The 25,973-nt window shown below is 72.3% G+C and carries 22 protein-coding genes; 10 read left to right on the top strand and 12 right to left on the bottom strand.

Features of this window, described 5'->3' with window-relative positions; translation table 11 throughout:
• The first annotated feature begins 269 nt into the window (after positions 1-269).
• Positions 270-623 carry a hypothetical protein gene (locus tag O0S08_RS07295; protein WP_269038297.1) on the top strand — a complete coding sequence of 118 codons (354 nt, stop codon included), beginning with the start codon at positions 270-272 and terminating at the stop codon, positions 621-623.
• Between the two features lie 37 nt (positions 624-660).
• Here O0S08_RS07295 and O0S08_RS07290 read toward each other — a convergent pair whose 3' ends face one another.
• From O0S08_RS07290 to O0S08_RS07280, 3 genes are read right to left on the bottom strand one after another with little or no spacing between them, the layout of a single operon-like run.
• Complete coding sequence (locus tag O0S08_RS07290) at positions 661-1,197, bottom strand: GNAT family N-acetyltransferase (RefSeq protein ID WP_269038296.1); 537 nt, start codon at positions 1,195-1,197, stop codon at positions 661-663.
• A complete protein-coding gene (locus O0S08_RS07285; RefSeq protein ID WP_269038295.1) occupies positions 1,194-3,905 on the bottom strand; it encodes a hypothetical protein in 2,712 nt (903 codons plus the stop codon). Before O0S08_RS07285 ends, O0S08_RS07290 begins: the two co-directional genes overlap by 4 nt.
• Positions 3,906-3,933: 28 nt before the next feature.
• Positions 3,934-5,742, bottom strand: coding sequence for a peptidylprolyl isomerase (locus O0S08_RS07280; protein ID WP_269038294.1), 1,809 nt, complete (start codon positions 5,740-5,742; stop codon positions 3,934-3,936).
• Between the two features lie 233 nt (positions 5,743-5,975).
• On the opposite strand from O0S08_RS07280, the gene O0S08_RS07275 reads away from it, so the two are divergent.
• The 5 genes from O0S08_RS07275 (at position 5,976) to rodA (ending at position 12,544) form a co-directional block, all read left to right on the top strand.
• Positions 5,976-7,007: a rod shape-determining protein gene (locus O0S08_RS07275; protein ID WP_267710220.1), complete on the top strand. Its 1,032-nt coding sequence runs from the start codon at positions 5,976-5,978 to the stop codon at positions 7,005-7,007.
• Positions 7,008-7,020: 13 nt separating this feature from the next.
• Positions 7,021-7,899, top strand: a complete 879-nt coding sequence (gene mreC, locus O0S08_RS07270; protein ID WP_269038293.1) for a rod shape-determining protein MreC — start codon at positions 7,021-7,023, stop codon at positions 7,897-7,899.
• A gap of 345 nt (positions 7,900-8,244) precedes the next feature.
• Positions 8,245-8,844 carry a hypothetical protein gene (locus O0S08_RS07265; protein WP_269038292.1) on the top strand — a complete coding sequence of 200 codons (600 nt, stop codon included), beginning with the start codon at positions 8,245-8,247 and terminating at the stop codon, positions 8,842-8,844.
• A gap of 18 nt (positions 8,845-8,862) precedes the next feature.
• Positions 8,863-11,112 (top strand): penicillin-binding protein 2, encoded by a 2,250-nt coding sequence (gene mrdA / locus O0S08_RS07260; RefSeq protein WP_269038291.1) that lies wholly within the window; start codon positions 8,863-8,865, stop codon positions 11,110-11,112.
• Between the two features lie 313 nt (positions 11,113-11,425).
• A complete protein-coding gene (gene rodA, locus O0S08_RS07255; protein WP_269038290.1) occupies positions 11,426-12,544 on the top strand; it encodes a rod shape-determining protein RodA in 1,119 nt (372 codons plus the stop codon).
• Here rodA and O0S08_RS07250 read toward each other — a convergent pair.
• Positions 12,516-13,160 (bottom strand): hypothetical protein, encoded by a 645-nt coding sequence (locus O0S08_RS07250; protein ID WP_269038289.1) that lies wholly within the window; start codon positions 13,158-13,160, stop codon positions 12,516-12,518. The genes rodA and O0S08_RS07250 overlap by 29 nt on opposite strands.
• A 235-nt stretch (positions 13,161-13,395) precedes the next feature.
• On the opposite strand from O0S08_RS07250, the gene O0S08_RS07245 reads away from it, so the two are divergent.
• Positions 13,396-14,214 (top strand): DUF2259 domain-containing protein, encoded by an 819-nt coding sequence (locus O0S08_RS07245; protein WP_269038288.1) that lies wholly within the window; start codon positions 13,396-13,398, stop codon positions 14,212-14,214.
• Positions 14,215-14,229: 15 nt separating this feature from the next.
• On the opposite strand, the gene O0S08_RS07240 is transcribed toward O0S08_RS07245, so the two are convergent.
• Together O0S08_RS07240 and O0S08_RS07235 are read right to left on the bottom strand one after the other, a co-directional pair.
• Entirely contained in the window at positions 14,230-15,159 is a 930-nt protein-coding gene (locus O0S08_RS07240; protein WP_269038287.1) for an ADYC domain-containing protein, read from the bottom strand.
• Positions 15,160-15,174: 15 nt separating this feature from the next.
• The gene (locus O0S08_RS07235; RefSeq protein WP_269038286.1) at positions 15,175-15,597 is read right to left on the bottom strand and encodes a hypothetical protein; all 423 of its coding nucleotides are present in this window, start codon (positions 15,595-15,597) and stop codon (positions 15,175-15,177) included.
• A gap of 512 nt (positions 15,598-16,109) precedes the next feature.
• On the opposite strand from O0S08_RS07235, the gene O0S08_RS07230 reads away from it, so the two are divergent.
• Positions 16,110-17,999: an amidohydrolase gene (locus O0S08_RS07230; RefSeq protein WP_269038285.1), complete on the top strand. Its 1,890-nt coding sequence runs from the start codon at positions 16,110-16,112 to the stop codon at positions 17,997-17,999.
• A gap of 3 nt (positions 18,000-18,002) precedes the next feature.
• Here O0S08_RS07230 and O0S08_RS07225 read toward each other — a convergent pair whose 3' ends face one another.
• From O0S08_RS07225 to O0S08_RS07210, 4 genes are all read right to left on the bottom strand, one after another.
• A complete protein-coding gene (locus O0S08_RS07225; RefSeq protein WP_269038284.1) occupies positions 18,003-18,392 on the bottom strand; it encodes a VOC family protein in 390 nt (129 codons plus the stop codon).
• 291 nt (positions 18,393-18,683) lie between these two features.
• A complete protein-coding gene (locus tag O0S08_RS07220; protein WP_269038283.1) occupies positions 18,684-19,064 on the bottom strand; it encodes a fluoride efflux transporter FluC in 381 nt (126 codons plus the stop codon).
• 3 nt (positions 19,065-19,067) lie between these two features.
• Positions 19,068-20,186, bottom strand: coding sequence for a hypothetical protein (locus O0S08_RS07215; protein ID WP_269038282.1), 1,119 nt, complete (start codon positions 20,184-20,186; stop codon positions 19,068-19,070).
• A gap of 76 nt (positions 20,187-20,262) precedes the next feature.
• Positions 20,263-20,754 carry a hypothetical protein gene (locus O0S08_RS07210; RefSeq protein WP_269038281.1) on the bottom strand — a complete coding sequence of 164 codons (492 nt, stop codon included), beginning with the start codon at positions 20,752-20,754 and terminating at the stop codon, positions 20,263-20,265.
• A gap of 353 nt (positions 20,755-21,107) precedes the next feature.
• On the opposite strand from O0S08_RS07210, the gene O0S08_RS07205 reads away from it, so the two are divergent.
• Positions 21,108-22,319, top strand: coding sequence for an FG-GAP repeat domain-containing protein (locus O0S08_RS07205; RefSeq protein ID WP_269038280.1), 1,212 nt, complete (start codon positions 21,108-21,110; stop codon positions 22,317-22,319).
• An 18-nt stretch (positions 22,320-22,337) separates the two neighbouring features.
• Here O0S08_RS07205 and O0S08_RS07200 read toward each other — a convergent pair whose 3' ends face one another.
• Positions 22,338-24,233 carry a hypothetical protein gene (locus O0S08_RS07200; protein ID WP_269038279.1) on the bottom strand — a complete coding sequence of 632 codons (1,896 nt, stop codon included), beginning with the start codon at positions 24,231-24,233 and terminating at the stop codon, positions 22,338-22,340.
• A gap of 79 nt (positions 24,234-24,312) precedes the next feature.
• On the opposite strand from O0S08_RS07200, the gene O0S08_RS07195 reads away from it, so the two are divergent.
• Positions 24,313-25,077, top strand: a complete 765-nt coding sequence (locus O0S08_RS07195) for a PP2C family protein-serine/threonine phosphatase (protein WP_269038278.1) — start codon at positions 24,313-24,315, stop codon at positions 25,075-25,077.
• Between the two features lie 80 nt (positions 25,078-25,157).
• On the opposite strand, the gene O0S08_RS07190 is transcribed toward O0S08_RS07195, so the two are convergent.
• Positions 25,158-25,931 carry a hypothetical protein gene (locus tag O0S08_RS07190; RefSeq protein WP_269038277.1) on the bottom strand — a complete coding sequence of 258 codons (774 nt, stop codon included), beginning with the start codon at positions 25,929-25,931 and terminating at the stop codon, positions 25,158-25,160.
• Between the last annotated feature and the right edge of the window lie 42 nt (positions 25,932-25,973).

Genomic DNA, 25,973 nt, shown 5'->3' with positions numbered 1-25,973 from the left:
CTCCGGAGTCTGCCTCGCCTCGGAGTCCGGCGGCACGGTCCTTGGAGAAGACACGGCGCTGCAGTGAACGAGCAGAGACGGAAGGGCGAGCGCAGCCAGGAGATCTCGAAGACGAGCGGACATGTCGTGCACCGGCATCGTAACCCGAGCCGATGGGCGTCCGACGGCGCGCGCCTCGTGAGACAAGCGCCAGGGGAGAGCATCCGACGCTACACCCAAAAACTTTGCAATACCCTCCGACAGAGGTCGACTCGGCCTATCCTGACGGCATGACCCATCGCGTTGAGCCTGGCGATGTTCGTTCTCCCCGCGACCACTGGCACCTGAAGCAGGTGGTCTACCAAGGCGACCCCGAGTCCTTTTCCGTCGCCACCGGCGAGTGGGACGGGAAACCGTGTCTGGCCTTGCGTTGGAACGCAAACGACTGGCGCCCGCTCGGCAATCCATCCTCCTCGGGACATCCGACTTGGTTCATCGTGCCGAGCGAGGTCGCCTTCGGGATCGCCAGTGACACGCTCCGATTGCTTGCGCACTCCGACGAGCCGGACGCTAGCGAACGCGCACGGTCCCTCGCCGAATGGGTCATCGGGATTGAGCCGCCGGTCGCGGGTCTGGACCGTTAGTCCACGGGACGCGGCACGCCCGGGCCCGGCAAGCTGTTCACCCGCGCGTCAGCACGAAGATGCGGTCGACGCAGGCCTCGCCGCGCCAGATCGTCTCGACCGCCGCCTCCTCGGTCATCCCCAGTCGCCGCGCCAGCGCCAGCGAGCGCGCGTTGCGGTCGTCGACGGTCGCCTGGATCCGCCGCACCCCGAGCCGCGAGAACGCGTATTCGCAGACCGCGCGGACCGCCTCGCCGGCCAGGCCGCGACCCTGCTGGGCCCGCATCAACGTATAGCCGATGTCGGCGGTGGTCGGCTCGCCCGCGATTACGCGCAGGCCGATGTCTCCGATCAATGTCCCTTCGGACAGCAGCGCCAGCGCGAACTGATACCACACGCCCGGCACCCCCGGCCGGCCGCCCTGCAGCCCGGCGATGAATTCACGCGCCCCGGCCTCGTCGAAGTTTGTCCACCCCTGATAGCGCGCCACCTCCGGGTCCGAGCGGTAGGCCGCGAGGATCGGCGCGTCCTCCAAGCGGAACCGGCGGATCTGCAGGCGCTCCGTGACAATGAATAAACCTGTCTCTTCAGTCATGTCTCTTGCCCCGCGGGGAAGAACAGACCGGCGGCGCGGAACAGCCGCTGCGCCTCGTCGGTCGCGCCCACCCGCCGCGCGGCCGCCTCGTCGACCGGCGCCGACAATTTCGCGTCGCGCCCGATCGCCAGCAGCGCCCCGTCGAACGCCCCGGCCAGGCGGGCCGCCGCCAAACAATGATCGCCGCGCAGGAGCGTCGCCAGTCGCGTCACGCTCGCCGCGTCGGCGCGCCATCTCTCCAATTGGCCGGCGAGGCGCGCCCGCAGCGCCGGCGTGAATCGCTCCGGCGTCACCCCGCGCTTTTGCCAGAGTCGCACGATCGTCTGCGCCCCCGGCAATGTCGGCACCAGCGCCGGCTCGCCCAGCCACGCCAGCGCTGCCAGCAATTCGTGCAGCGAAGCGCCCGCGGGATCGAGCGCGATCGCCAGACCGCCGCGGATGAGCTCCGCCGCCAGCGCGAGGCGGAACCGCCGCTCGCGCGCGTCCTCGCGGACGATCCCCGGGTACACCACGATCGCCGGCTCGCGCTCGTTGCGAATGGCCACTCCGCCCTCCGGCCCGCCGCGGCCGACGCGGACCGGCAGGCGCAGCCCCGTCGCCGCTCGCAGCCGGGTCAGTTCCGGCTCGACGAGCGCGAGCACCTGCGCCGCCTCGCCCGGGTCCGCCGACGTCAGCTCGCGCGCTGCGCGGATCCCCGCCGTCGCGCTCACCAGTTCCCGCAAGCTGCGACGAATCGCCTCCCGCGGCTCGCCGGCCTCGTCGCTCACCCACCACGCAGCATCGTCGGCCGGCGTCGCCTCGCCGTGATCGCCCGCGGCTCCCGGCGCAAGACTCTCCGGGAGGGGCGCCCCGTCCGTCGCCGTCGAGGACTGGTTCGCGCCCGCGAGCACGACCGCGTCGCCGGTCCTCTCCGTCGCGGAACCGAGCCCGAACTCCGCCGTCGCGCTCTCGCAGTCGCGCAGAGCCTCTGCTACCGCGCACCCCGGCAGCAGGAACCCCGCGACCTGCCGCAGCGCTCGCGCCCGCGCCCGCTCACCTGTCTCTTCGACCATCTCCGCCAGCGCCAGCATCGCCCCCGCGTCGAGCGAGCGAGCCGCGCGCGCCTGCAGCTCCGTGCGCACGCGCTTGCGATCGACGCGCCCCGTCCGCGCCGCGATCTGCTCGCCGAGCTGCGCCGGCCCGCCGCCCTGCGCCAGCCGCAGCGCCGCCTCGACGATCTCGCTGGCTGCCCGCTCGGCCTCGGCCACGTCGCGGCCGCAGCGACGACCGGCCGCGGCGACCCGCGCGTGCAGCTCGGCCTCCTCGCACCACGGCCGCTCGCACCGCGCCCCTGCGGCCAGCGCGGCCGTCATTGCCGCCTCCACCTGCTCGCCCGCCACCTGCGGATCGCCGGCCCGCGCGATCGCCAGCGCTCGCCAGGCAGCGGCCTGCGCCGCCGGCCCGCCGCTCCACGACATGTCCTCGAGGACAGCTCGCGCCCGCCCGCCCGCGCCCGGTTGCTCCGCCGCCCCCGCGCCCCAGGACATGTCCTCGAGGACAGCCCGCGCTCGAGCGCCCGAGCCGAGCTGCTCCGCCTCGACCAGCGCCCGCGCCGCCCGCCGCCGCAGCCGGGTCGCCGGCGGGGCGGGCATCCGCTCGAGCGCCGCCAGCCCCCGGACCACGCCCTCCGGCTCGCCCGCCCGCGCCTGGGCCACGATCACCCGCCACCACGCCTCCGGGTCGTCGGGCGCGGCCGCCAGCCACGCGCGCACCGCCGCGGCCGCCCCCGCGCGGTCGCGGAAGCGCAGCAGCTCGGCCTGCACCTGCGCCAGCGCCCGCGTCAGCCGGCGCGCGCCCGGGTGCGTCGGCGCCGGCGCGTAGCCGAGGGCCGCCAGCGCCGCCGCGCGGTCGCCGGCCCGCAGCGCCGCGCGCAGCTCGGCCAGCGGATCGTCGGGCGCTTCGGACATGCCCCTTGGAGCATGTCCATACATCCCGGTCTCTTCGGACATGCCCTTCCGCGCATGCCCTTCCGCACCTGCCCCATGCGCCATGTCGCCGAGCACCACCCGCAGCCCGCGGCCTTCCCCGCGCACGCGCGTCACCTGCAGCCCGCGGGTGCGCGGCGGGACGGCCCCGGACGCGCGGAACGCCCGGCGCAGCAGCCACTCGGGCCGCACCCGCAGCGTCGCCCCGTCGAGCGCCACCACCCCCTCGCGCCCGCGCGCCAGGCCGCGGGCGACCGTCTGCCACAGCGCGGCCCCCGACGGCGCGAGCGGCCCCGTCGCCCACACGCGACGGGCGCGCACGCAGATCTCTCCGGCCTCGGCCGTCGCGGTCAGCTCGATCTGCGCCAGCGCCGGCCAGCCGTCGTCGCGGGGCCCCGTGAGCGTGAGCACCGCGAACTCGCCGGCCAGGTCGACAGTGACCTGGCCGATCGGCCAGCTCCCGATCGGCGCCCCGCGCAGCGCCTGCGCCGCCGCCGTGAGCGCCTCTGCGCTCACCTCGAGGCGGGCCTCGAGCGCGCGCCAGCAGCCCTCGCGCAGCGCCGCCGTCGAGCGCGGCCGCGCCTCGCCGACCGGCTCGGCCACCAGCGCCGCCAGGCGCAGCCCGGGCGCCAGGTCGGCCGGGCCGGCGTGGAGCCGGACCCGCGGTCCACCTGGCCCCTGGGCCAGCTCGAGGCGGAGGCCGAGGCCGCCCGCCTGTCCGTCACGATCGGTCGCCGACGCCATGGCCCGTGCGACCTGTCCCTTCGAGCAGCTAGCGCCCGCCGCCGCCGGTCAGGGCCGCCAGGTTGAGCATGCCGCCGCGGTTGCCGACGCGGTCGCACATCACGTACGGCCGCAGGACCCGGTTACCCTTCTCGTCGAAGGCTTCCTTGGTGTCGTAGGTCATCATCCGCGACACGCGCTGGTCGTAGGGGACGATGTCGCCGCGGGCCTTGTCGCCGAGGCAGGTGTGGTAGGCGAAGCGGGCCGTGACCTTGGCGGCCTTGGCCTCGGACAGCTCGCGGTAGAGCCCGGCGCGGGCGGCCGCGAAGCCCTCGTCGGTGGCGGTCTCCTTGCGCTCGACCGAGGCGAGGAGGAAGCCGTCGGGCGTCTCGAACACCTGGTCGATGAACTCGGCCTTGGGGTCGGCGGCCCACGCGGCCTTGGTGATCTCGGGGTTCACGCCGAGGCCGGGGATCGGCTTCTCCTTGCTGAAGAGGCCGGTGACGCGCAGCTCGGGCTTGTCGTCGCCCGGCTTCGGCGCCGGCGTCGGCTCGTTCGGCAGCTCGAGCTGGTCGACGCCGCCGGCCGGCCCGCCGAGCGCGTCGGGCGAGCGGAACAGCTGCGTCATCGTCGCCCCGTCCTTGAGCGCCTGCAGCGCCTCGGCCGCGGCCTGCTTGGCCAGCGCCTTGCCGCGCTCGCGCATCAGCGCCTCCTCGGCCAGGTCGAGGATCGCCTCGTCCTGCGGCACGTCGCCCTCGCGCTGGCCCTCGACCTTGACGATGTAGAACGCCTCGTCGCTCTCGATCACCTCGGAGCGCGCGCCGACCTCGAGCTTGCGCGCCGCCTCGTCGACCGCCGGGTCGAGCCCGGTGCCGGTGCCCTCGAGCGTCACCCACCCGTAGTCGCCGCCGCGCCGGGCCGTGTCCGCGTCCTCGGACGTCGCCCGCGCGACCGCGCGGAAGTCCTCGCCGGCCTGCAGCTTCGTCAGCGCGCCGTCGATCTTGGCCCGCGTCGCCGCCAGGTCGGCCGCGTACTTCTGCTGCGTCGCCTTGTCGGCGTCGACCGCCGGCGGCTGCGGCTTCTCGACTTCGATGAAGCGCAGGCGGATCTGCTTCGGCAGCTTGAGGAAGCGCGTGCCCTGCGACTCGAACTGCTTGACCAGCTCGTCCTTGTGCGCGGCCACGTACTCGTCGAGGTCGGCGCGCGACAGGTCGACCAGGTCGGCGAACCGGCCGGACTCGAAGCGGCCGTAGCGCAGCGACAATTGGTTCTGCCGCTGGTCGTAGGCGTTGCGGACCTCGGCCTCGGACACCGTGATCACGCTCGCCAGCACGTCGCGCACGGTGCGGGCCAGCGCCTCCTCGCGCTGGTACTCGAGGTAGCGGCGCTCGCCGACGCCGAAGCGCGGCAGCCAGTTGCGCTCGAACGCGGCGTAGTTGAACGCCTGCCCGGCCAGCCAGTCCCAGGTCTTGCCGAGCACGATGAGGTGGCCGTCGGCGGTGATGTCCTCGGCGTCGCGGAGGTCTGCGACCAGGCCCATGCGCCGGCCGACCTCGCCGAGCACGCGGCGCTCGACGATCGCGTCGAGCACCTCCTCGCGCAGACCCAGCATCTCCTGCATCTTCGGGTCCTCGGGGATGCGCGTGGTCAGGGAGATGGCGCGGAACTCGTACTGGAAGTCCTCGTCCACCACGTTCGTGCCGTAGGTCTTGGCCAGCGGCTCGAGGCCGCAAGTGATCGCGTCGCTCGGCAGGCCGAAGCTGAGCCCGAAGGCGAGCGCCAGCATCCCGAGCAGGAGCCATGCGCCGATGGTCTTCATCGCGGTGCCGCGTGGGGCCGCGGTCGTCTCGTCCGTCATGTCCCCGCGAAGCTAGCGGTAAGACGGCCCCCGGGAAACTCCGGGCCGCCTGCGGGCCCGCGGAATACGCCGGCCGCCAGCCGCGTTGGCCGCCGCGGAGCCGGCGCTCCGCGCTCCTGGGCCCGAAGTTGGCGCTCGGCCGCCTATTGTGAGAAAAGCCGCAAGCCTCCCGCACAACGCCGCTGACTTGCCGTCGACTGCTTCGGCGGGTACACCCGAACGCCGCGCGCAGCATGCTCTTTGACTGGGTATACGGCCTGTTCTCCAACGACATGGCCATCGACCTCGGGACCGCCACGACCCTGACGTACGTCAAGGGCAGGGGGATCGTCGCCCACGAGCCCAGCGTGGTCGCCGTGCAGAAGAAGGGCAGCACCAAGCGGGTCGTCGCCGTCGGCAAGGAGGCCAAGGAGATGCTGGGGCGCACGCCCGGCAGCATCACCGCCATCCGGCCGATGAAGGACGGCGTCATCGCCGACTTCGAGGTCACCGAGGCGATGATGCGGCACTTCATCAACCGGGCGCACAACCGCCAGACCCTGGTCAAGCCGCGGATCGTCATCTGCGTGCCGTCGGGCATCACCGAGGTCGAGAAGCGGGCGGTCAAGGACTCGGCGCTGGCGGCCGGGGCGCGCGAGGTGTTCCTCATCGAGGAGCCGATGGCCGCGGCGATCGGCGCCGGCCTGCCGATCACCGAGCCGGGCGGCAACATGGTCGTCGACATCGGCGGCGGCACGGCCGAGGTCGCGGTGATCTCCCTCGCCGGCATCGTCGCCTGCAAGAGCATCCGCGTCGGCGGCGACAAGATCGACGAGGCGATCGTCCAGCACGTCAAGCGCAAGTACAACCTCCTGATCGGCGAGCGCACGGCCGAGCGGATCAAGATCCAGATCGGCACCGCCGCGCCGACCCGCAACTTCATGACGATGGAGGTCAAGGGCCGCGACCTGGTCGGCGGGATCCCCAAGACCATCGTCGTCGACAGCGAGGAGATCCGCGAGGCTGTGAGCGAGCCGGTCGCGGCGATCGTCGAGGCCGTGCGCCTGGTGCTCGAGGCCGCGCCGCCCGAGCTGTGCGCCGACATCGTCGACAAGGGCATCGTCCTCACCGGCGGCGGCTCGCAGCTGCGCAACCTCGACGTCCTCCTGTCCGACGAGACCGGCCTGCCGTGCTTCGTGTGCGACGAGCCCGAGTTCGCGGTCGTCCTCGGCACCGGCGCGGTCCTCGACGAGCTCGACCTCTTGCGCGAGGTCGCGCTCCAATAAGGAGCCCCGGAGGATGGCCGGCCTCCGCAGCGCCAAGAACGCGGTCCTGGTCGCGGTCCTGCTCGGGATCCCCGCGCTGATGCTGCGCGCCAGCCTGCAGGACCCGCGCGCCCTGAGCGGCTTCGACCGCATGGTCGTCAAGGTCGGCGCCCCGCTCGAGGCCGGCGTCAGCTACGCCGCCGGCAACGCCGGCCGGTTCTTCGAGCGCTGGCTGCTGCAGGCCCGCCTGCAGGACGACAACGAGGCGCTCGCGGCCGAGAACCGCAAGCTCCGGCTCGACCTGCGCGGCCTGCAGCAGGTCGAGGAAGAGAACCGCGAGCTGCGGCGTTCGCTGCAGATGCGCGACAAGGTCGCCGAGGACATGATCGCCGCCGAGGTCGCGGGCGTCGAGCAGTCGCCGTTCTTCCGCGTCGTCAAGCTGCGGCTCGACCGCGGCGACCGGGTCGTCCGCCCCGGCATGGCCGTGATCGCCGACGCCGGCGTCGTCGGCCGCGTCGACCGCGCCGCCGACGACCACAGCGACGTAATGTTGATCACCGACCCGCGCAGCAAGGTGGCGGTGGAGATCGCCAGCAGCCGCGCGCCCGGCATCCTCGAGGGCGTCGGCGAGGACCGCTGCGTCGTCCACGTCGCCGCCGACCTCGGCGTCAACGTCGGCGACCTGGTCCAGACCTCCGGCGTCGACGAGCTGTTCCCCCGCGGCCAGCCGGTCGGCCAGGTCGTCCGCGTCGACGACGTCGTCGGCGCCCAGCAGCGCGTCCACGTCGTCCCCGCCGTCCGCTTCGACCGCCTCGACATGGTGTGGGTCGTGCTCGCCAGCGCCCCCGCCCCCGACCCCGAGAGCCCCGGCCGCCTCCCCGCCCCCGCCAACGGCCTCGGCCCGCTGCAATAACTCACCTGTCTCGAAGACCATGCCAGCCCCGCTCGCCGCCCGCCCGCTCCGGACCTGTCCCCAAGGACAGGCCTTCGCGGGCGCGCGCAGCGGCCCCGGGGGCGCCGCGCGCGCGACATGCCGCGTCCGCGAAGGACAGGTCGTGATCGCCCCCGTCTTCGCCCGCCCGCTCCGGACTCGTCCGCGAGGACATGCCGGTCCACGCGCGGTGATCGGCCGCGTCACGATCACGACATGCCCCGAAGGACATGTCCGAGCGAGCGTGTCCGTCTCCGCTGCCTCGCTGCGAGCATGTCTGAAAAGACATGTCTCCACGGACAGACAAGGCCTCATGCCCCGCGGTTCATGCGCCCCCTGATCTACATCGCCCTCGGCTGGCTGCTCCTGGCCGCCGTCGGCGGCCTCGGGCAGACGCTCGGGCTCACGGTCATGCTGCCGGCCACCTCGGCGGCGCTGGTGGCCCACGTGGTGTTCGGGCGCGAGCTGTCGCTGCCGGCGGGCCTGTTCGTGGCCGTCAGCCTGGGTTACCTCGAGGACATGGCCCAGGGGACACCCATCGGCCTGCTGTCCCTCGCCTACGGCCTGTCGTGCTGCGCCCTGGTGTGGTCGAGCCGGCGCCTCGCGGTCGAGGGCCCGATCGCCCGCGCCCTCGCGGCCGGGGTCGCCGCCGCCCTCGTCGACCTCGTCACCTTCGCCCTGCTGTTCAGCGTCCGCCGCCGCCTCGGCGTCGAGACCGAGGCTTTGGTCGCCGGCCTGCTGCAGGCCCGCTGGCACGCCCTCGCCACCGTGCTCGCCGCCCCCGGCGTGTTCGTCCTCGCCGAGCTGGCCCTCGGCGCCTGGGACCGCGCCTTCGGCCGCCGGCCCCGCCCGGCCCGCCGCTCGCCGCTGCAGGCCCGCAGCGCCGGCCCCGCCCTCGAGGGCTCCGACCAGTCCGATTGGACATGAACGATTGGACATGACCTGATGACCAGCCTACGCGAGCCCGACGACCTGCGCGCCCTGCGGCCCCGGCTGCAGGCGATGGTGCTCGTGGTCCTGCTCGCGCTGCTGGTCCTGCTCGGGCGCCTGTGTCAGCTGCAGGTGCTCGAGGGCGAGCACTACGTGCGCCGGGCCGAGCGCAACTTCATCGACACCATCGAGGCCCCGGCGCTGCGCGGGCGGATCTTCGACGCCCAGGGCCGGCCGCTGGCCAGCAATCGCCCGGCCTACACCCTCTACGTCACCCCGCGGCCGCGCGTCGTCGTCGAGACCGACGACCCGGGCGCGCGCTCGCAGACCGGCTCGCGCGTGCCGCTGTCGGACGCCCAGATCGACGCGCTCGCCGACCTGGTCGACTTCGTCGACGCCGCCGACCGCGAGCAGTTCGTGGCCGCGATCGTCCGCCGGCGCGACCGCGACGAGGGCATCTATCCGTTCGCCGTGCGCGGCAACCTCACCTGGCAGGAGTTCGCGCGGATCCAGACCCGCAAGGACGCCCTCGGCGACTGGCTCGAGATCCGCGAGTCCGCCCGCCGCTTCTACCCCGCCGGCGAGCTCACCGCCTTCGTCACCGGCTACGTCGGCGAGATCACCCCCGAGGGCCTCGCCAACTCCGCCGGCTCGTACCGCCCGGGCGACCGCGTCGGCAAGACCGGCATGGAGCGGCAGTGGGAGAACTACCTGCGCGGCCGCCCCGGCAAGCGCTCGCGCGTCGTCGACGTCCATCACCACCCGGTCAAGGATCCGCCGCGCGACGCCCTCGCCGCCCTGCCGCCCGACGAGGACCCGATCCCCGGCCAGGACGTCTACCTCACCCTCGACCTCGACCTGCAGCGCGTCGCCGCCGAGGCGTTCGCCGACAAGCCCGCCGGGGCGCTCGTCGCCATCGAGCCCGACACCGGCCGGATCGTCGCCATGCTCAGCGTCCCGGCGATCGACCCCAACCGCTGGCAGCAGCCGATCGGCCGCGACCAGTACAAGGCGTGGAGCGACAGCCCGCTCAAGCCCTTCATCGACCGCACCGTCCAGGAGCACTACTTCCCCGGCTCGACCTATAAGGTCGTCTCGGCCCTGGCCGCGCTCGACGACCCGACCTTCGACCCCGAGAAGACGATCACCTGCGACGGCTACGTCAACTACGGCGGTCGCCGCTTCAAGTGCACGCACAAGCACGGCCCGGTCAACCTCGAGCAGGCGATCGTGCAGTCGTGCAACGTCTACTTCTACACGCTGGCGATCGACACCGTCCTGAGCCTCGAGCGCATGGAGCTGTTCGCGCGCCGGCTCGGCCTCGGTGAGCGCACCGGCATCGGCATCAACTCCGAGGCCAAGGGGCGCATCCCGACCGAGGCCTTCGAGGCGCGCGAGGGCACCTACCAGCGCGGCGTCCGCCTCAACAGCGCGATCGGCCAGGGCAACGTGACCGCCACCGTCCTGCAGGTCGCCGTGCTTTATGCCGCGATCGCCAACGGCGGCCGCGTCATGACCCCGTACATCGTCGACCGCATCGAGACGCCCGACCGCCGGCTCGTGCTGCAGAACAAGGCGCAGGTGCGGCGCGACCTCGAGCCGGTCCTGCCCGCCGACCGCGACCGGATCCACGCCGGCCTCACCGGCGTCGTCAACAACGAGCTCGGCACCGCCTACAGCGAGCGGCTCGGCAGCGTCGTCGTCGCCGGCAAGACCGGCACCGCCCAGGTCGGCGCTCTCGACAAGAAGACCAAGACCCCCAAGCCCGGCCCGATCCCCGGCTTCGACTTCACCCAGGACCACGCCTGGTTCGCCGGCTACGCCCCCGCCGACGCCCCCAAGATCGTCGTCGTCGCCTTCGTCGAGCACGGCGGCGTCGGTGCCGACGCGGCCGCGCCGATCGTCATGAAGGTCATCGAGAGCTACCTCGGCAGCCGCTCCGAGACCCCCCAGCCGCGCCGCCCCGGCGGCGTCCCCCCGCCCCTGCCCGGCCAGCGCAACAAGCCCGACGCCGCCGACAGCGCCGCCGCCCCCGACCGCACGGTCGCCCTCACCGGCGCCCGCCTGCCCGGCGACCGCCCGCTCGGCCCGCCGCCGCCAAAGTCCGAAGAGACAGGTCCCTCCGGACATGTCGCCAAGGCCAGCTCATCGCCGGGCCCGAGCCGGCCGGGCCCGAGCAAGAAGAAGAAGCCGGACCCGAAGCAGCCCGCGACCAAGAAATCGGCCGCCAAGAAGAAGCCCGCCGCCAAGGAGCTCCTGCCGTGACCGTTCCTCGCCGCCGGTCCAGCGCCGCTCGTGCCCTCCTCGCGCAGGAGGTCCTGACGTCGAGCGCTCGCCCCCGCCGATTCTGCGCCGCTCACCCCATCGCGCGTCCTGCTCGCGCAGGAGGCCCTGCCCGGCCGTCGAGCGCTCGCCTCCGCCGATTCTTCGCCGCTCGCGCCGGAGGTCCTGCCGTGACGAGTCGTCCCCCGCCGGTTCAGCGCCGCTCGTTCCGGCCTCGCGCAGGAGGTCCTGCCGTGCCGTCGCGCGCTCGCCTCCGCCGCAGCACCCGCGAGCTCCTCGCGCAGGAGGGATTGTCATGACGGCGATCGGTCGTCCGCGCTCGCTGTTCCGGCGGATCGTGCAGAACATCGACTGGGTGATCGTCACCCTCGTCGCCGGCATCGTCGCGCTCGCGCTGATCAACCTCAACAGCGCCGGCACGGGCGACTGGAGCGGCAAGATCCAGGTCCAGATCCGCTGGCTCGGCCTCGGCACGATCGCCGCCGTGATCGTCGCCGCCCTCGACTACCGCGTCCTGCACCGGCTCGCCTACGCCGCCTATCTGTTCGGCCTCGGCCTCCTCGCGCTCGTCCCGCTTATCGGCGTCATGCGCAACGACGCCCGCCGCTGGCTCGAGCTCGGCGACTATCAGTTCCAGCCGTCGGAGCTGATGAAGATCCTCCTGATCTCCGCGCTCGCGCGCTACCTCAGCGACCGGCCGAGCAAGGCGCCGCGCAAGGTCCGGCACCTGATCGTCCCGTTCATCATGTTCCTCGTGCCGGTGGCGCTGATCGTCAATCAGCCCGACCTCAGCACCGGCATCATCTGCAGCCTCGTCGCCCTGACGATCCTCGCCCTCACCGAGCTCAGCCTCAAGAGCATCCTCGCCCTGATGACCACGGGCGTGACCCTCTTCATGCTCGGCTGGGCCTTCTTCATGCACAAGTACCAGCGCTCGCGCATCGACGTGTGGCTCAACCCCGAGGCCTACGCCGACAACGAGGGCTACCAGACCATCCAGGCCATGATCGGCGTCGGCAACGGCGGCTTCTTCGGCCGCGGCGTCCGCCAGGGCACCCAAAACACCCTCGACTTCCTGCCCTACGGCGACACCGACTTCCCGTTCGCCGTCTACGCCGAGGAGTGGGGCTTCCTCGGCGCCGCCATGGTCCTGGTGATGTTCGCCGCCCTCGTGCTGTGGGGCCTCGGCCTCGCCTCTCAGGCCCGCGACCGCTTCGGCGCCCTGCTCTGCGTCGGCGTCTCGGCCCTGTTCTTCTTCCACGTCGTCATCAACGTCGGCATGGTCCTCCAGCTCCTGCCCGTCACCGGCATCACCATCCCCTTCTTCAGCGTCGGCGGCTCCAACGCCCTGGCGATGATGCTCGGCATCGGCATCCTGCTCAGCGTCAGCCGCTCGCGCCACCAGCGCGGGTGACGGCCGCCAGCGCCTCCTCGCAACGGATGCGGAACGGGCGAACGCCGGCGAGCATGAGCTCGTACGCGTCATCCCCCACCGATCCCGGCCGGAGGTCGCGCAGCAGCGCGCGACGGGCGAGGATCGTGCCGTGCGGCGCCCGCGGCGAGTCCCCGAGCCAGTAGTCGACGCCGGCCTCCCAGCAGGTGATCTGCTGCGATTCGCGCATGTCCTCGAAGCACGCACGGAGCCTCGCCTGGACCTCTTTCACGAGCGCGTCGGCGGCGGCACCGGCCTCGCGTCGCACCTGCTCGGCCCCGCGAGCGACGGCGACGAGCTCGTCCGAGCCCCTGTCGCTCGCCTCGACCCAGTAACGATCGAGCGCGACGGCGACGTGGGCAGGACGCACCCGGCGCGCGACGCTGGCGAGGACATCGTCGAGGAACCTGCGCCGCGTCGAGCGGACGAGATACAGCTGCTCCGCCAGCAGCTCGCACCGGAAGAACTCCTCGTCCTCGGGATCGTCGCAGGGCAGCTGCACGAGGAACAGCCCCGCCTCCTCCGCCGCGAGCACCCGCCCGATCGCCAGAGTGCTGGTCGGAAAGCAGACGACTTCATCCCCCGCCTCGAACTGCATCGGCTCGAGGTTAACACGGCGCGATCCGATCCCGAACCGAAGCCGCGCGAAGAGTGGACCGAGAGTCCCGGCCGCGCGCGGTCGCATCGCCCCGCGCTTCACATGTCCAATGGGACATCTCCATCCGCGCCGCGAGGCCCCGCCGGCCGGTCGCACGGCCACGAAACGTACCTGTCTCTCGGGACACTCGACCTCCGAATTGGCGCCCGCTCCCCGCAGCAGGTAAACCCAGCGCATGCCCTCCCGCCTCCTCGTCGCCGTCCTGCTCGCCAGCGCCTGCACCGCCCCGAACGGCCCGCCGGCGGCGCAGCCGGAGGTCCCGCGCGAGGAGGCGACGCCCGCGGCCGAGTGCCCGACGCCGCCGACGCTCGGCGCCCCGTTCGAGCAGCCTGGCGAGCCGCGCCAGCAGATCGATCACCTCACTGTCTGGGGCTGGTCACGCGACGGCCGCTACTTCGCGTTCGAGACCTTCGACGCCGGGCCGGGCGCTGCCACTTGCGAGGGGGCAGCGCGCCTGTTCGTCGTCGACTCCGACAGCGACACGCTCGTGCCCGGCGGCTACGTCGAGGTGCGCCCGAAGAGCCCCGACGCCGAGCCGTGCGACCCGCCCGACCTGCGGGCCGCGCTGGCGCCCCGGCGGACGGCCCTGCTGCAGTCGCACGGCATCGAGCTCGGCTACCTGCTGGCGCCGACTGAGCCGCAGGAGGCCGCCGCGCCGCGCCCCGGCACCAGGGCCTACGCGATCCTCCTGCCCTCCGGCAAGACCGCCTTCGCCTGGCTCGAGGTCCTGGGCGGCGACCGCGAGAAGGCCCACGAGGGCAAGGGCTCCGCGTTCCAGCTCGACCTCAACCTCAAGGGTTACGCCACCCTGCGGCTCGAGCCCGGCGTGCGCAAACGGCCGTACATCTGGAATTACGACCTCGACCGCGGCCTCGTGTTCACCAGCCCCGACGGCACGCACATGGCGATCATGACCGCCACCACCGAGCTGAGCTTCGAGGGCGACCGCACCTCGTGGATTGCCACCACGTTCCGGATCCCCGCCAACTGGTGAGCCCGCCCGCCGCGCTCACTTCGGCGGCACCGACAGGTTGAACAGTCGATACTGCGGATCGGCCGCGAACGCCTCCCGGTTGCACGCCGCGCCGGTGCGCCCGCGCAGGCGCTCGGGGCACTTGGCCTCGAGCTGCGCCAGCGTCGCGGTCTCGGCCACGCGGGGGTGATGCACGCAGAGCGCCCCCGCGGGGCCCCAGGCGGCCTCGAGCACGTACCCCGGGGCCTTGTCGAGCATCTGAATCTTCAGTCGATCGAAGATGTTGATCTGCGTCCCGTTCTTGGTGAACGAGGTGCCGTCGCCGCAATAGTCGGCGCGCACCATTCGCACGCAGGCCTGATGATAGTCCCACAGGCTGCTGCCGTCGCTCGCGGTCACCCACGGCTTGTAGCCGAAGCGCACGCACTTGCCGATCGCCCCCGACGTGCAGGTCACGTTGAACGCCCCGTCCGCGGCTTCGTAGCGCCCGTCGGCCATCCACGTGCCCGCCAAGGGCATCGCCCGCGCCAGGCCGTCGGGCCCCGGCGCGCACAGCGGCGCCCACGTGCTCGTCTCCGGGTCCTGCACCGAGAGCTCGTGGAGCGTGATCTCCGGGTCGCGCGGATCGGCCTCGATCTTCTCGATGCGGACCTTCCGCCACGCGCCCTCCTCGTCGCGCACCGTCAAGACCACCCCGATCATCTCGTTGTCCGAAAGGACATGTCCGTCGGGCAAGGTGATGCGGAACGCAGTGCGATCGATCTCGACCTTCGGCGCTCCCGCCGGCTCGGGCTCACGGCTGTCGGCAGGGGTCGGGGCCGGGACCGGCCGCGACCCGTCCTCGAGCTGCGTGGCAGGCCCCTTCGCCGGCACCGCCGCGAGCTTCGCCGGCGCCGGTTCGGTCGGCGCGCCGCAGCCGGCGATCAGCGAGAAGATCAGGGCGCGTCTCGAACCATGCCGCGCCATCGGCTCTCCTCCGCCTCAGGTCTCGAAGCGGCGCCCGTCGGGCAGCTCGATCGACGACACGGTCACCGCCCCGAAGTCGGGCGCCGGCGCCGACGCAGTTACGATCGCGGGCTTCGGCGCCTCGACCTCGACCTCCTCGATCACCAGCCCGCCGCTCGCCTCGAGCTTCATGCCGTTGACCACGATCGCGTCGATCCGCAGCCCGTTCGCGCCGGCCTCGAAGCGAACGCCGTTGATCCGCAGCGCCCGCAACCGGCCTCCGCGGGCCGCATACGCGCCGTTGGGCTCGATCGCGTGCGTCCCCGGCCCGTGGTTCACCGCGTCCTCGCGCGTGCCCTGCACCCGTGAGCCGTTGGGCTCGATCCCGTTGGGCTCGATCCCATTGGGCTCGATCCCGTTGATCTCGCGCCCGTTAGTCTGCAGCCCGCTCGTCCTCACCGCCGCACCGTCGTCACCCGATTCCACCGGCATCCCTCGTCCCTCCGCCTGCGCTGTCGATCTTGCGTATCGCGGCGGTCGGTCGGCCGCAAGTTGTCCCCCTGCGAGGTCGTCGCGCACGCGACCGCACGAGTTCGCTCCGAACAATGCCCGGGCGACCTCGCGCTCGCGCTCGGGATCACGGCGAACTTTGTTCGCAGCGATCGAGCAGTCTCCCGCAAGGATGGTTCACAAGCGGTCCACCTCGCGCGCCTTCGCGGCGCGCCGTCCTCGGCCGCACGCGCAGAGAGCCGACCTGCGCTCGCGCGCACGAGCCCGAGGCCGAGCGCTCGGCGATCTCTCGATCGCTCGGCCCGATCGACTCGACGCCGCGCCAGCGCTCGGTCGACGGTCGAGCACGGTTCTTTTTCTTTTTTAAAAAAGAACAATCATGCCAGTCGGAGTCGACGCGGCCGCTCGCCCGTCTCGACGACGGCCGCGCGGGTGCTATCGATGCAACGGAGGTCCGGTCGATGCATCGCCTCGTTCCGATCACCGCAATCACCGTCGCGCTGCTCTCGTGCAGCTACAGCTATCATTCGGGCAGCGCGCCGCGGTCGAGCGCCGGGGGCCAGGCGGCGGGCAAGCCGGCCCGGTCGGGCAAGGGCAAGCCGGCCCGACCGGCGAGCAGCGCGAAGCCGAAGGAGCCGTCCGCAGCGCGGCCGCCGACGACCTCGCCGAGGCCGCCGACTCGACCGGCAGAGTCGGTGACGGCCGCCGATCGCGTGTTCTACGGCGGCCCCGTGATCACCATGCGCGTCGACGGTGACGGCAATCCGATGGTCGCCGAGGCGCTGGCGATCCGTCGCGGCGAGATCGTCGCGGTCGGCGACCAGGCCGACATCATCAAGCTCGCCGACGCCGACACCGACCGCATCGACCTCGACGGCAAGGCCCTGTTGCCCGGCTTCATCGACAGCCACGGCCACCTCAGCGCCGTCGCCGAGCGCAGCGAGCAGGTCCAACTGGCGGCCCCGCCGATCGGCACCGTGCGCTCGCTCGCCGACCTGCAACGGGCCCTGCGCGCCGACATCAAGCGGCGCAAGCTGGCCGGCGGCGAATGGGTGGTCGGCTGGAACTACGACGATCTGCGGCTGCGCGAGGGGCGACAGCCCACGCGCGACGACCTCGACGCAGTCTCGACCCTGCACCCGATCGTCCTCTACCACGCCTCGCGCGACGTCGCGGTCGTCAACACGCCGGCCCTGCGATTGCTCGGCATCGACGCCGACACCCCCGACCCTCCCGGCGGCCTGATCGCTCGCAAGCCGCGGTCGCGCGAGCCGAGCGGCGTGCTCTCGGACAGCGCAGTCTTCCTCGTCGAGCGCGCGCAGCCGCGGCCGAGCGCCGACGACCGCGCGGCGCGGATCGTCCACACCGAACGGCAGTACACGCGCCGCGGCTTCACCACGGTGCAGGACGGCGCCGTCGGCCCCGACGAGCTCGAGATCCTGCGCCGGCTCGCCCGCGCCAACAAGCACGAGGTCGACATCGTCGCCTATCCGGTGGTCACCAGCGTCGCCGACGCCGAGCGCCTGGTCGGCGAGCGCTTCGGCGTGTGGGAGCGCGGCCTCAAGCTCGGCGGCATCGAGCTCGTGCTCGACGGCAACCTGCAAGCGCGCGAGGCCTGGCTCGGCGCCCCGTACACCACGCCGCCGCCGGGCAAGCCCCGCGGCTGGCGCGGCGAGGCCGAGATGGCGGCGACCGAGGTCGAACAGATCCTCGAGCTCGCCCTGAACCACGGCTGGCAGGTGCTCGCCCACGCCGACGGCGACGCCGCGGCCGACCAGTACCTCGACGCGTGGGAGCGGGTGCTCGAGCGACGCCGGGGCGAGGCCAGGCGCCCGGTCCTGCTGGGGGCCCAGACAGTGCGCGAGGACCAGCTCGATCGCATGCGCGAGCTCCACATGGTGCCGTCGTTCGCCAGCGCCCAGATCTACTACTGGGGCGACTGGTATCACGACACCGCCCTCGGACCGGCCCGCGCCGCGCGGCTCGACCCGGCCCAGTCGGCCCTGGCGCGCGGCCTCCTGTTCACGCTGCAGACCGACGCGCCGACGCTCCCCGCCGATCCGCTGCGGCTCCTCGCCAGCGCCGTGAACCGCACCACCCACGCCGGCAAGGTCCTCGGCCCGGCCCAGCGGGTCCCCGTGTTCGACGGCCTGCGCGGCCTCACCAGCAGCGGCGCCCACCAGTTCTTCGACGGCGAGCGCAAGGGCGAGCTCGCCGTCGGCCGGGTCGCGGACCTCGTGATCCTCGACCACAACCCCCTGTCCGTTCGGACAGGCGACCTCGCGACCGTGCACCCGCTCGCCACCTACCGCAAGGGCGCGGCGATCTTCCAGGCCCGACCGCCGAAGTGAGGCTCACGCCGTCGGCGAGCGCACCCACTCGACCAGCTCGACCACCACCCCGTTGGGGTCGGTGATCTGGAACAGCCGCTCGCCCCACGGCTCCTCGCGCAGCGCCATCGTGATCGGCACGCCCTCGGCCCGCAGCCGCCGCTCCTCACCCTCCAGATCTTCGACGACGAAGGCGACGATCACCCCCGCCGCCCGCTGATCGCGGAAGCCCGGCGGCAGCACCTCGATGCCGCGGCGCAACAACACCACGTTCATGCCGGCGTCGTCGCGGCGCAGCGACACGAACCCGTCGGCGGCCATCGCCTCCTGAAACCCGAGATGTTTAATAAAGAAGGCGCTCGACGCGCCGACATCGTCGACGGTCAGCGACACTGCACAGCCGGTGATCTGCATGAGGACTCCTTGAAACGGTGGAGGCGGGCCTCGCCGCTTTTCTCGTACTGTGTACTATATACTACGTATAAAATTATTCCAAGGCAAAATTGCCCCTCACTGCCGGTTTAACGTTCCAGCGCCGGACGCGCGAAGCAGCCGTATCCAACCGGGCTCATCGCGCCCTGGCTCGCGCGACATGTCCCTCAAGACATGTACGCTCGATCACCGGCGCCCGCTGCCCGATCTCCGCGCGACGTCTTCAGGACATGTCCCTCAAGACATGTCCGATCTGCCACCCGAGCTCACCGCTCACGCCCCGGCCAGCAACCGCCCGACGCGCGAGCCGAGCGCCACCATCAGCGCCCCGCCGCCGACGTGCAGCCCGAGCTGCCAGGCCAGCGGCGCCCAGCGGGCCTCGCCGGCCAGCTCGACCGTCAGCAGGGCGAACGTGCTGTAGGTCGTGAACCCGCCGAGCAGCCCGGCCACCGCGATCGCCCGCGCCGGGCCCTGCGGCACCAGCGGCGCCAGCACCCCGATCGCCAGGCAGCCGATCAGGTTGACCGCCAGGGTGCCCGCGTAGGGCAGCGCCTCCGCGGCCCAGCGGTCGATCCGCAGCGCCAGGACGAAGCGCAGGCACACCCCGCAGCCGCCGGCCGCGAACAGCCCGAGCCAGTGCCACCCGCTCGTCACGGCTCAGCCGGCCTTGCCGCTCGCGCCGACGGCCCCGGACACCGACGCGCTGGCCTTGAACGACACGTTGATGCTGATCGACGCGGTCGCCACCGCCGACGCCGACGCGGTGATGCACGCGATCGCCTGCTCGCCGGCGCCCTGCAGCTTGCCGCGCAGCTCGCCGCCGAGGCGGACCAGCGTCTGCACCTCGCCGCCGATCTCCCGCCCCAGCTTGACCTGCGCGGCGATCAGCACCGGCAGGTTGGCCGACAGCGACGCCACCAGCTTGCCCAGCGCCTGCGCGTTGCTCGACGTCTTGACCTCGAGCTGCGGCTTCGAGCACTGGGCCGAGAACTTCACGCTCGCCTGGCAGCTGGCCTTGCAGTCGGCGTCGACCTTCGGCGGCGTCACGTGGCCCTCGCACTTCGGCGCCTGCCAGGAGCCCTGGCACGACGCGTGGCACGTCGCGTCGCACTGGCCGGTGCAGGTGCCGTCGCACTTGCCGGCGCAGCGACCCTGAGCGTCCTTGACCGCGCAGTTGCCCTGGCACTGGCCGGAGCAGCGGCCGTCGCACTGGCCCTTGCAGGTGCCCTGGCAGCGACCCGACAGCTTGGCCGGCGTGCACTGGGCGACGATCTCGCCGGGGTCGACCTCGACCTTGCAGCGGCCGTCGCAGCGGGCCCGCGCCGACGCGTCGACGTCGCACTTCGGCGCGGTGTAGTTCGCCTCGATCTTCACCCCGCCCTTGAGCAGCCCCTGCACTTTCGCCGAGACCGCGCCGCAGGCGGCCTGCGAGGCAGTGGCGTTCTGGTTCGGCTGCATGGCCGCCGGGTTGACGCCGATGTCGGCGCCGATCTTGCGGCAGGCCGAGGTGACCTCGGCGTCCCACTTGACAGCCAGGCGCTGCAGGTCCTTGGCCGCCTGCACGAACGCCCCGACCTTGGCGTTGAGCTCGGCCTTGGCGGTGTACTTGACCCCGAGCGCGTCGCCGCCGCTCGCCAGCGCCGGGCAGGCGATCGCGCCGGCGACGTCGGCGACGTTGGTCGTCGTCTGACCTGCCCCCGAGGACAGGAAGTTACACGCGCCGGCGACTGCGGCCGCGGCGAAGGTCACGGTGAGGGCCCGCGAGGTCTGCGACATCGGCCGCGAGTGTCCCAGGTCGGCCTGGGCCGCGCAATCGCGCTACCGGGGCGTCAACGTCGTTCCGCGCGTGGACTCAGCACGACCCGACCGGGCAGCTGTGGCGGCCGCCGCCGCAGTCCGACGCCGGCTCGGTGCTGCCGTCGGGCAAGGCACAGCGGATGTCGCAGTTGCCGACGCCCTCGCACGTCACCTCGCCGCTCACCATCACCACGTCGCAGTTCGACAGGTTGTTGCAGTCGACCGCGCAGTCGGCCCCGCAGGTGACGTCGCAGTTGCTCACCGAGTGGCAGTCGACCGCGCAGCCGTCGCCGCACTCGAGGTCGCAGTTGGAGTTGTTGTGGCACGACAGGTTGCACATGTCGCCGCAGCCGGCATCGCAGTTGCTGACGTCGTGGCACTCGGCGTCGCAGCCGACGGCGGGGCAGTCGAGCACGCAGTTGTCGCCGCCGCTGCAGCCGCACGTCGGGCCGGCGCAGTAGCCCGGAGGCGGCGGCGGTCCGCACGACCCGAGGACGACCGACGAGACGAACACCAACGACCCGAGGAGCCAAGCGCCGCGCAGCATGAGCGGACCCTACCACGACCCCGTACGCCCGCGCCCGCTCGCCTCGCGCCGGCCCCGCGACCCGGGCGAGCGCCGGCGTCTCGAGCGAGCCGCGGAGCCACTGCCCCCTGTCGCCCCCGACCCGCTCGCCGGCCGCCTGCGGAGCGCCCTGAGCAACGCCCCTCACCCGCGCACCGGGCCGCCTCGCAGGCGCGCGGCTCGGCCGCGGCCGCGACCCCCGACGTCCGGCCGCGCCTCGCGGCCTCCAGCCGCTTGCACGACCGCGGCCCGGCGGCACAAAGCGGCCTTCCCCATCGCGCTCGCCGACATGTCCCTTCGGACAGCCTCGGTCGCCGCCCCCAGGAGGTTCGAACATGAAGAAGTTGACCGAGGCCGGCGCGCTCGCCTGCCTGATGTTGCCCCTCACCGCCGCGCCCGAGGTGCGCGCCGCCGGCTTCCGCCCGGCCGAGACGTGGGTCGAGGAGTTCGGCGTCAGCGGCGGCTGGCGCGTGGACAGGCACCCTCGGCTGCTGGGCGACGTCGACGGCGACGATCAGGCCGACGTCGTCGGCTTCGGCGAGCAGAGCGTCGTCGTCGCTCTGTCGACCGGCGAGCGCTTCGGCGAGCCGGAGACGTGGGTCGACAACTACTCGTTCAGCAACGGCTGGCGGATCGACAAGCACCCGCGCTTCCTCGTCGACGTCGACGACGACGGCAGGGCCGACGTCGTCGGCTTCGGCGCCAACGGGGTCTTCGTGTCGCGGTCGACCGGCAGCGCGTTCGAGCCGCCCAAGCTGTGGCTCGACGGTTTCACGATCTCCCGCGGCTGGCGCGTCGATCGCCACCCGCGCTTCCTCGCCGACGTCGACGGCGACGACCTCCCCGACATCGTCGGCTTCGGCCACGACGGCGTCTACGTCGCCACCTCGACCGGCGCGAAGTTCCGCCAGCCCGATCGCTGGCTCGACGACCTCGGCTACGAGCAGGGCTGGCGGGTCGAACGCACCCCGCGGGTCGTCGGCGACGTGAACGACGACGGCCGCGCCGACATCATCGCCTTCGGCGACGACGGCGTGTTCGTCGCCCGCGCCGGCGAGGCCCACTTCACCGCCGCCGAGATGTGGCTGACCGACTTCGGCCACGACCAGGGCTGGCGGAGCGACCGGCACGTCCGCCTGCTCGGCGACATCAACGGCAACGGCCGGCCCGACATCGTCGGCTTCGGCGAGGACGGCACCCTGCTGGCGCTGAGCCGCCCCGGCGACTTCGACCAGCCCGAGCAGGTCTTGACCACCTTCGGTTACGAGCAGGGCTGGCGAGTCGACCGTCACCCGCGCCACCTCGTCGACATCGACGGCGACGAGCTGGCCGACATCGTCGGCTTCGGTCAGGCCGGGGTGTTCGTCGCCACCTCGAACAAGACCGGCTTCCGCGCGCCGGAGCGGGCGCTCGCGGACTTCGGCCACGACCAGGGCTGGCGCGTCGGCGTCCACGTCCGCGCCCTCGCCGACGTCGACGGCGACGGGCACCTCGACATCATCGGCTTCGGCGACCACGGGACCGTCGTCGCGCTGGCCGAGGACTGACGCGCCGCGCCGACGCGCTCACTGCTTCGACCAGTGGATCAGCAGGTCGGCGAACTGGTCGACGAGGCCGGCCATGTCGGGCCCGAGCGAGTTGGTCTCCTCGTAGTGGTTGCCCTCGGCCTCGTTGATCCACGGCATCGTCTCGGCCAGCTGGAAGTCGTACTCGGGGATGATGTAGCCGAGCTCGTCGTTGCCGAGGCCGATGATCCAGCGGTACGTCAGGCCCATGCGGTCCTCGAGGTACGGCCCCTTCGGGGCGGCCTCGAGGTCGGGCGGGTTGACGTTGTCGGGCTTGATGAGCGGCACCCCGTCGGCGTTGACGTGCGAGCCGTCGTAGCCGCCGATCGCCAGCTCGGGCAGCAGCTCGCCGGGGACCGTCAACAGCTGGATCGGCCCGAGCTCGACCAGCGCCATCTCGGTCTCGATCTCCTCCTTGCCCGGCATGTCGGCGTTGAACACCTCGCGCTCGAGCACCTTCTGGTCGAAGAACAGCTTGAAGTTGGTGTTGCGGACCCCGGCGCGGAACCGCTTGGCCGCGAAGCGCAGCGCCGGGCCCGTGATCTCCTCGCCCATCGCCACCGCGTCGAGCGCCATCTCGCCGAGCATCTGCCCGACCGAGTCGGCCTTCTCGAAGCTCGACGCCTGGTAGGTCTCGCCGTCCGGGTTCTCGACGTTGACCCCGAGCGTCGTCATCATCCCGCCGACGGCCCCGTTGATGTAGATCGCCGGCCCGCCGAGGCCCGGCTTGCCCTCCGCCGTCTGCCACTCCGAGCCGGTCTCGACCGTGCGGCGCAGCGCGTGCACGAAGTCGGACGTCACCAGGTAGTTGTCGTCGGCCAGCGTCTCCGGGTGGCAGCCGTAGTTGACGAGGGTGGCGATCGGCATGCCCTCGGTGTCGAGCAGGTGCGCGGCCGAGATGGTCTCGTCGGCGATCCACGGGTCGCGCGAGTCGCGGAGCAGGTTGGCCATGCCCTTCGGGTGATACGTCGACACGTCGACCTCGCCGACCCGCATCGACCCGACCTCGCGCATGTCCTTGAAGCTGCCGACGATCGCCTCGACGATGGTCTCGCGGACCTGCTGGCGGTACTCCGGCGTGTAGCCCGAGGTGAACAGGTCCTCGCCCCACAGGCCCATCGTGTCGGGGCCCTCATGGTTGTGCGTCGCGTGCACGATCAGGTAGTCGAGGTCGATGTCCTGCTCCGGCAGCATCTCGCGGATCGCCTCGACGTCGTTGTTGAAGTAGCCGACGGTGTCGATCGCCACGATCGCCAGGGTCGACTCGCCCTGGCGGAACGCCACCGCCCGCGCCCACAGCCCGTCGCCGGCGCCGACCAGCCCGTGCGCCGCGTCGCGCACCCCGTAGGCCGGGCGGTCGTGGCCGAACCCGGCCATGAACAGCGGCTGCAGCTCGCCGTCGCCCTCGCCCGCGTCGGGCTTGGTGTAGCCGGGGTCGCCGGGGCACTTCTGGTCGCAGCCGCAGTCGAGCAGCATGTCGTCCTGCGGCTTCCACTCGTTGTCCATGTCGACGTCGACCCACTTCTCCCAGCAGTTGGGCACGATCGACAGCACCGCCGCGCCGGCCTCGAGCGGCGCGTCGGGCTGCGCGGCGCAGCCGCCCTGCGGGCCGTCGGGGCACCACAGGTCGGGCGGCTCCGGCGGCAGGTCGCCGGTGGTGCCGTCGGTGGTGGTCGGCTCGCCGGTCGACGTCGGCGAGGTCGTGGTCCCGGTGGTGGTGGTCGTCGGCGTCGGCGGGTCGCTCGTCGGCGCCGCGGTGCCCGGCGAGTCGGTCGTCCCGAGAGTGGTGGTGGCCGCGGTCGCCGAGGCGTCGTCGCCGCCGGCGGTGGGGTCGAGGCAGCCGCCGAGAGTGAGGCTGGACAGGGCGAGAATTCGGCTGCTTCCACGCAACTTCATGGGCGCTCCAGGTCGATCGTCGCCAGGATACAACATGCCCCGGCGCGTTCCCACCGGCCCGTGGTAAGGTCTCGGCGCCATGGGGACGCGGCACTACGGCTACACCGACGTCGGCCGGGTGCGCAGCCGCAACGAGGACGCCTTCCTCGCCGACGCACAACTCGGCCTCTTCATCGTCTGCGACGGGGTCGGCGGCCGGGCCCGCGGCGAGATCGCCAGCCAGGAGACGGTCGAGTTCATCGTCGACTTCGTCAAGGGCGACGCGACCGACATCGAGATCGCCCGCCACGGCGGCGAGCTCGATCAGGCGGCCCGCCAGCGCCTCGCGGCCCTGCTCCGCGGGGCGATCCAGAGCGCCTGCTACATGGTCCACACGATGGGCGAGATGGACCCTGACCGAAGGGGCATGTCGACCACCGCCTCGGTGGTGCTGGTGGCCGGCCAGGTCGCCACGGTCGCGTGGGTCGGCGACTCGCGGGTCTACCTGTGGCACGCCGGCGAGCACGTGCAGCTGACGGACGACCACACGCTGGTGAACGTGCAGATCCGGCAAGGCACGATGACGCCGGAGGCGGCCAAGCTGTCGCACCTCAAGCACGTGATCACCCGCGCGGTCGGCCACCGCGAGTTCGTCGAGGTCGACGTCCGCCAGCTCGAGCTGGCCCCCGGCGACAAGCTGCTGCTGTGCAGCGACGGCCTCCACGAGTACCTCGACGAGACCGGCCTGCTGGCCCGCCTGTTCTCGGCCGACCTCGCCACCGCCGCCCGCGAGGCCGTACGCCACGCCAACATCAACGGCGGCCGCGACAACATCACCGCGCTGTTCGTCGAATACACGGGTTGATGCATGTCCTGAGCGGCATGCCCGATGCGCCATGTGCATTCGAACATGTTCTGAAGGACATGCCCTTGAAGTCAGCCGATTCAAGGCCGGGCGTAACTCGGCGCGCGCGCGAGCAGCTCCGCCGGCGAGCCCGGGAGGCCGGCCAGGCTCGCGACGTAGAGGTACTCCGCGACGGTGCCGTAGCCGCCGTGATCGATCCGCTCCCGCACGTTCGCGCGGAGGAACCGCTCCGCGCGGTCTCGCTGCGGTCGCGGGTCGGCGGCGATCGACAGCGCCAGCTCGGCGATCGTGCGCGCCTTGGCCGGCACGAACTTCTTGTCGGGGAGGACGCGCGTGAGGATCTCGCTCGCCTCCGCCGCCCGCTCGGCCGCGCAGGCGAGCTGTACCAGCGGATAGACGCCGTATTGCAGGCTCGGCTTCTTCTTCGCGTACTTGCGGGCGAAGTAGCGCGAATCGATCCGGAAGGCCCGCTCGAACCACTGCGGCTGACGCTCGCCGGTGGCGATCCACTCCGCGAGCGCCTTGGTCTTCAGCCCGCACGTAACCTCGTAGAGGCCTTGCAGGGCGTTGATCGAAGTGTGGATGTCCTTCGCCGTGAAGTCGGCGTCCGGGGGCAGCAGCCGCTCGACGGCGTCGTCGGTCGCCAGCGCCTCGCCCAGGACGCGGCGGAACAGCGGGAGGAGCGACGTCCATGGCTCCTCGTCCGCGATGCCGACGATGTACGCCGCGGCGAGCTCGTCGAACTTCATGACCCAGAAATGGAGGTTGAGCGGCCCCTCCACCATCTCGGCCACCTGCACCGCATTGTAGTAGCGGACGAGCGACGTACGGAGCTGCGCGGCGTCGAAGGCCATCCCGCGCACCCTAGCATCGAGAGGACCCTGGCACCGCGCGAC

The sequence above is a fragment of the Nannocystis punicea genome, assembly GCF_026965555.1.
GTDB classification, from domain to species: Bacteria; Myxococcota_A; Polyangia; order Nannocystales; family Nannocystaceae; genus Nannocystis; species Nannocystis punicea.
This window is presented reverse-complemented; position numbering and strand designations above follow the sequence as displayed.

Coding starts and splice junctions, on each gene's coding strand:
- O0S08_RS07210 (WP_269038281.1), bottom strand. CDS start 20,754: ATGCTGCGCGGCGCTTGGCTCCTCGGGTCGTTGGTGTTCGTCTCGTCG.
- mreC (WP_269038293.1), top strand. CDS start 7,021: ATGGCCGGCCTCCGCAGCGCCAAGAACGCGGTCCTGGTCGCGGTCCTG.
- O0S08_RS07190 (WP_269038277.1), bottom strand. CDS start 25,931: ATGGCCTTCGACGCCGCGCAGCTCCGTACGTCGCTCGTCCGCTACTAC.
- O0S08_RS07295 (WP_269038297.1), top strand. CDS start 270: ATGACCCATCGCGTTGAGCCTGGCGATGTTCGTTCTCCCCGCGACCAC.
- O0S08_RS07285 (WP_269038295.1), bottom strand. CDS start 3,905: ATGGCGTCGGCGACCGATCGTGACGGACAGGCGGGCGGCCTCGGCCTC.
- mrdA (WP_269038291.1), top strand. CDS start 8,863: ATGACCAGCCTACGCGAGCCCGACGACCTGCGCGCCCTGCGGCCCCGG.
- O0S08_RS07250 (WP_269038289.1), bottom strand. CDS start 13,160: ATGCAGTTCGAGGCGGGGGATGAAGTCGTCTGCTTTCCGACCAGCACT.
- O0S08_RS07205 (WP_269038280.1), top strand. CDS start 21,108: ATGAAGAAGTTGACCGAGGCCGGCGCGCTCGCCTGCCTGATGTTGCCC.
- O0S08_RS07230 (WP_269038285.1), top strand. CDS start 16,110: ATGCATCGCCTCGTTCCGATCACCGCAATCACCGTCGCGCTGCTCTCG.
- O0S08_RS07195 (WP_269038278.1), top strand. CDS start 24,313: ATGGGGACGCGGCACTACGGCTACACCGACGTCGGCCGGGTGCGCAGC.
- rodA (WP_269038290.1), top strand. CDS start 11,426: ATGACGGCGATCGGTCGTCCGCGCTCGCTGTTCCGGCGGATCGTGCAG.
- O0S08_RS07265 (WP_269038292.1), top strand. CDS start 8,245: ATGCGCCCCCTGATCTACATCGCCCTCGGCTGGCTGCTCCTGGCCGCC.
- O0S08_RS07290 (WP_269038296.1), bottom strand. CDS start 1,197: ATGACTGAAGAGACAGGTTTATTCATTGTCACGGAGCGCCTGCAGATC.
- O0S08_RS07200 (WP_269038279.1), bottom strand. CDS start 24,233: ATGAAGTTGCGTGGAAGCAGCCGAATTCTCGCCCTGTCCAGCCTCACT.
- O0S08_RS07215 (WP_269038282.1), bottom strand. CDS start 20,186: ATGTCGCAGACCTCGCGGGCCCTCACCGTGACCTTCGCCGCGGCCGCA.
- O0S08_RS07275 (WP_267710220.1), top strand. CDS start 5,976: ATGCTCTTTGACTGGGTATACGGCCTGTTCTCCAACGACATGGCCATC.
- O0S08_RS07240 (WP_269038287.1), bottom strand. CDS start 15,159: ATGGCGCGGCATGGTTCGAGACGCGCCCTGATCTTCTCGCTGATCGCC.
- O0S08_RS07245 (WP_269038288.1), top strand. CDS start 13,396: ATGCCCTCCCGCCTCCTCGTCGCCGTCCTGCTCGCCAGCGCCTGCACC.
- O0S08_RS07225 (WP_269038284.1), bottom strand. CDS start 18,392: ATGCAGATCACCGGCTGTGCAGTGTCGCTGACCGTCGACGATGTCGGC.
- O0S08_RS07280 (WP_269038294.1), bottom strand. CDS start 5,742: ATGACGGACGAGACGACCGCGGCCCCACGCGGCACCGCGATGAAGACC.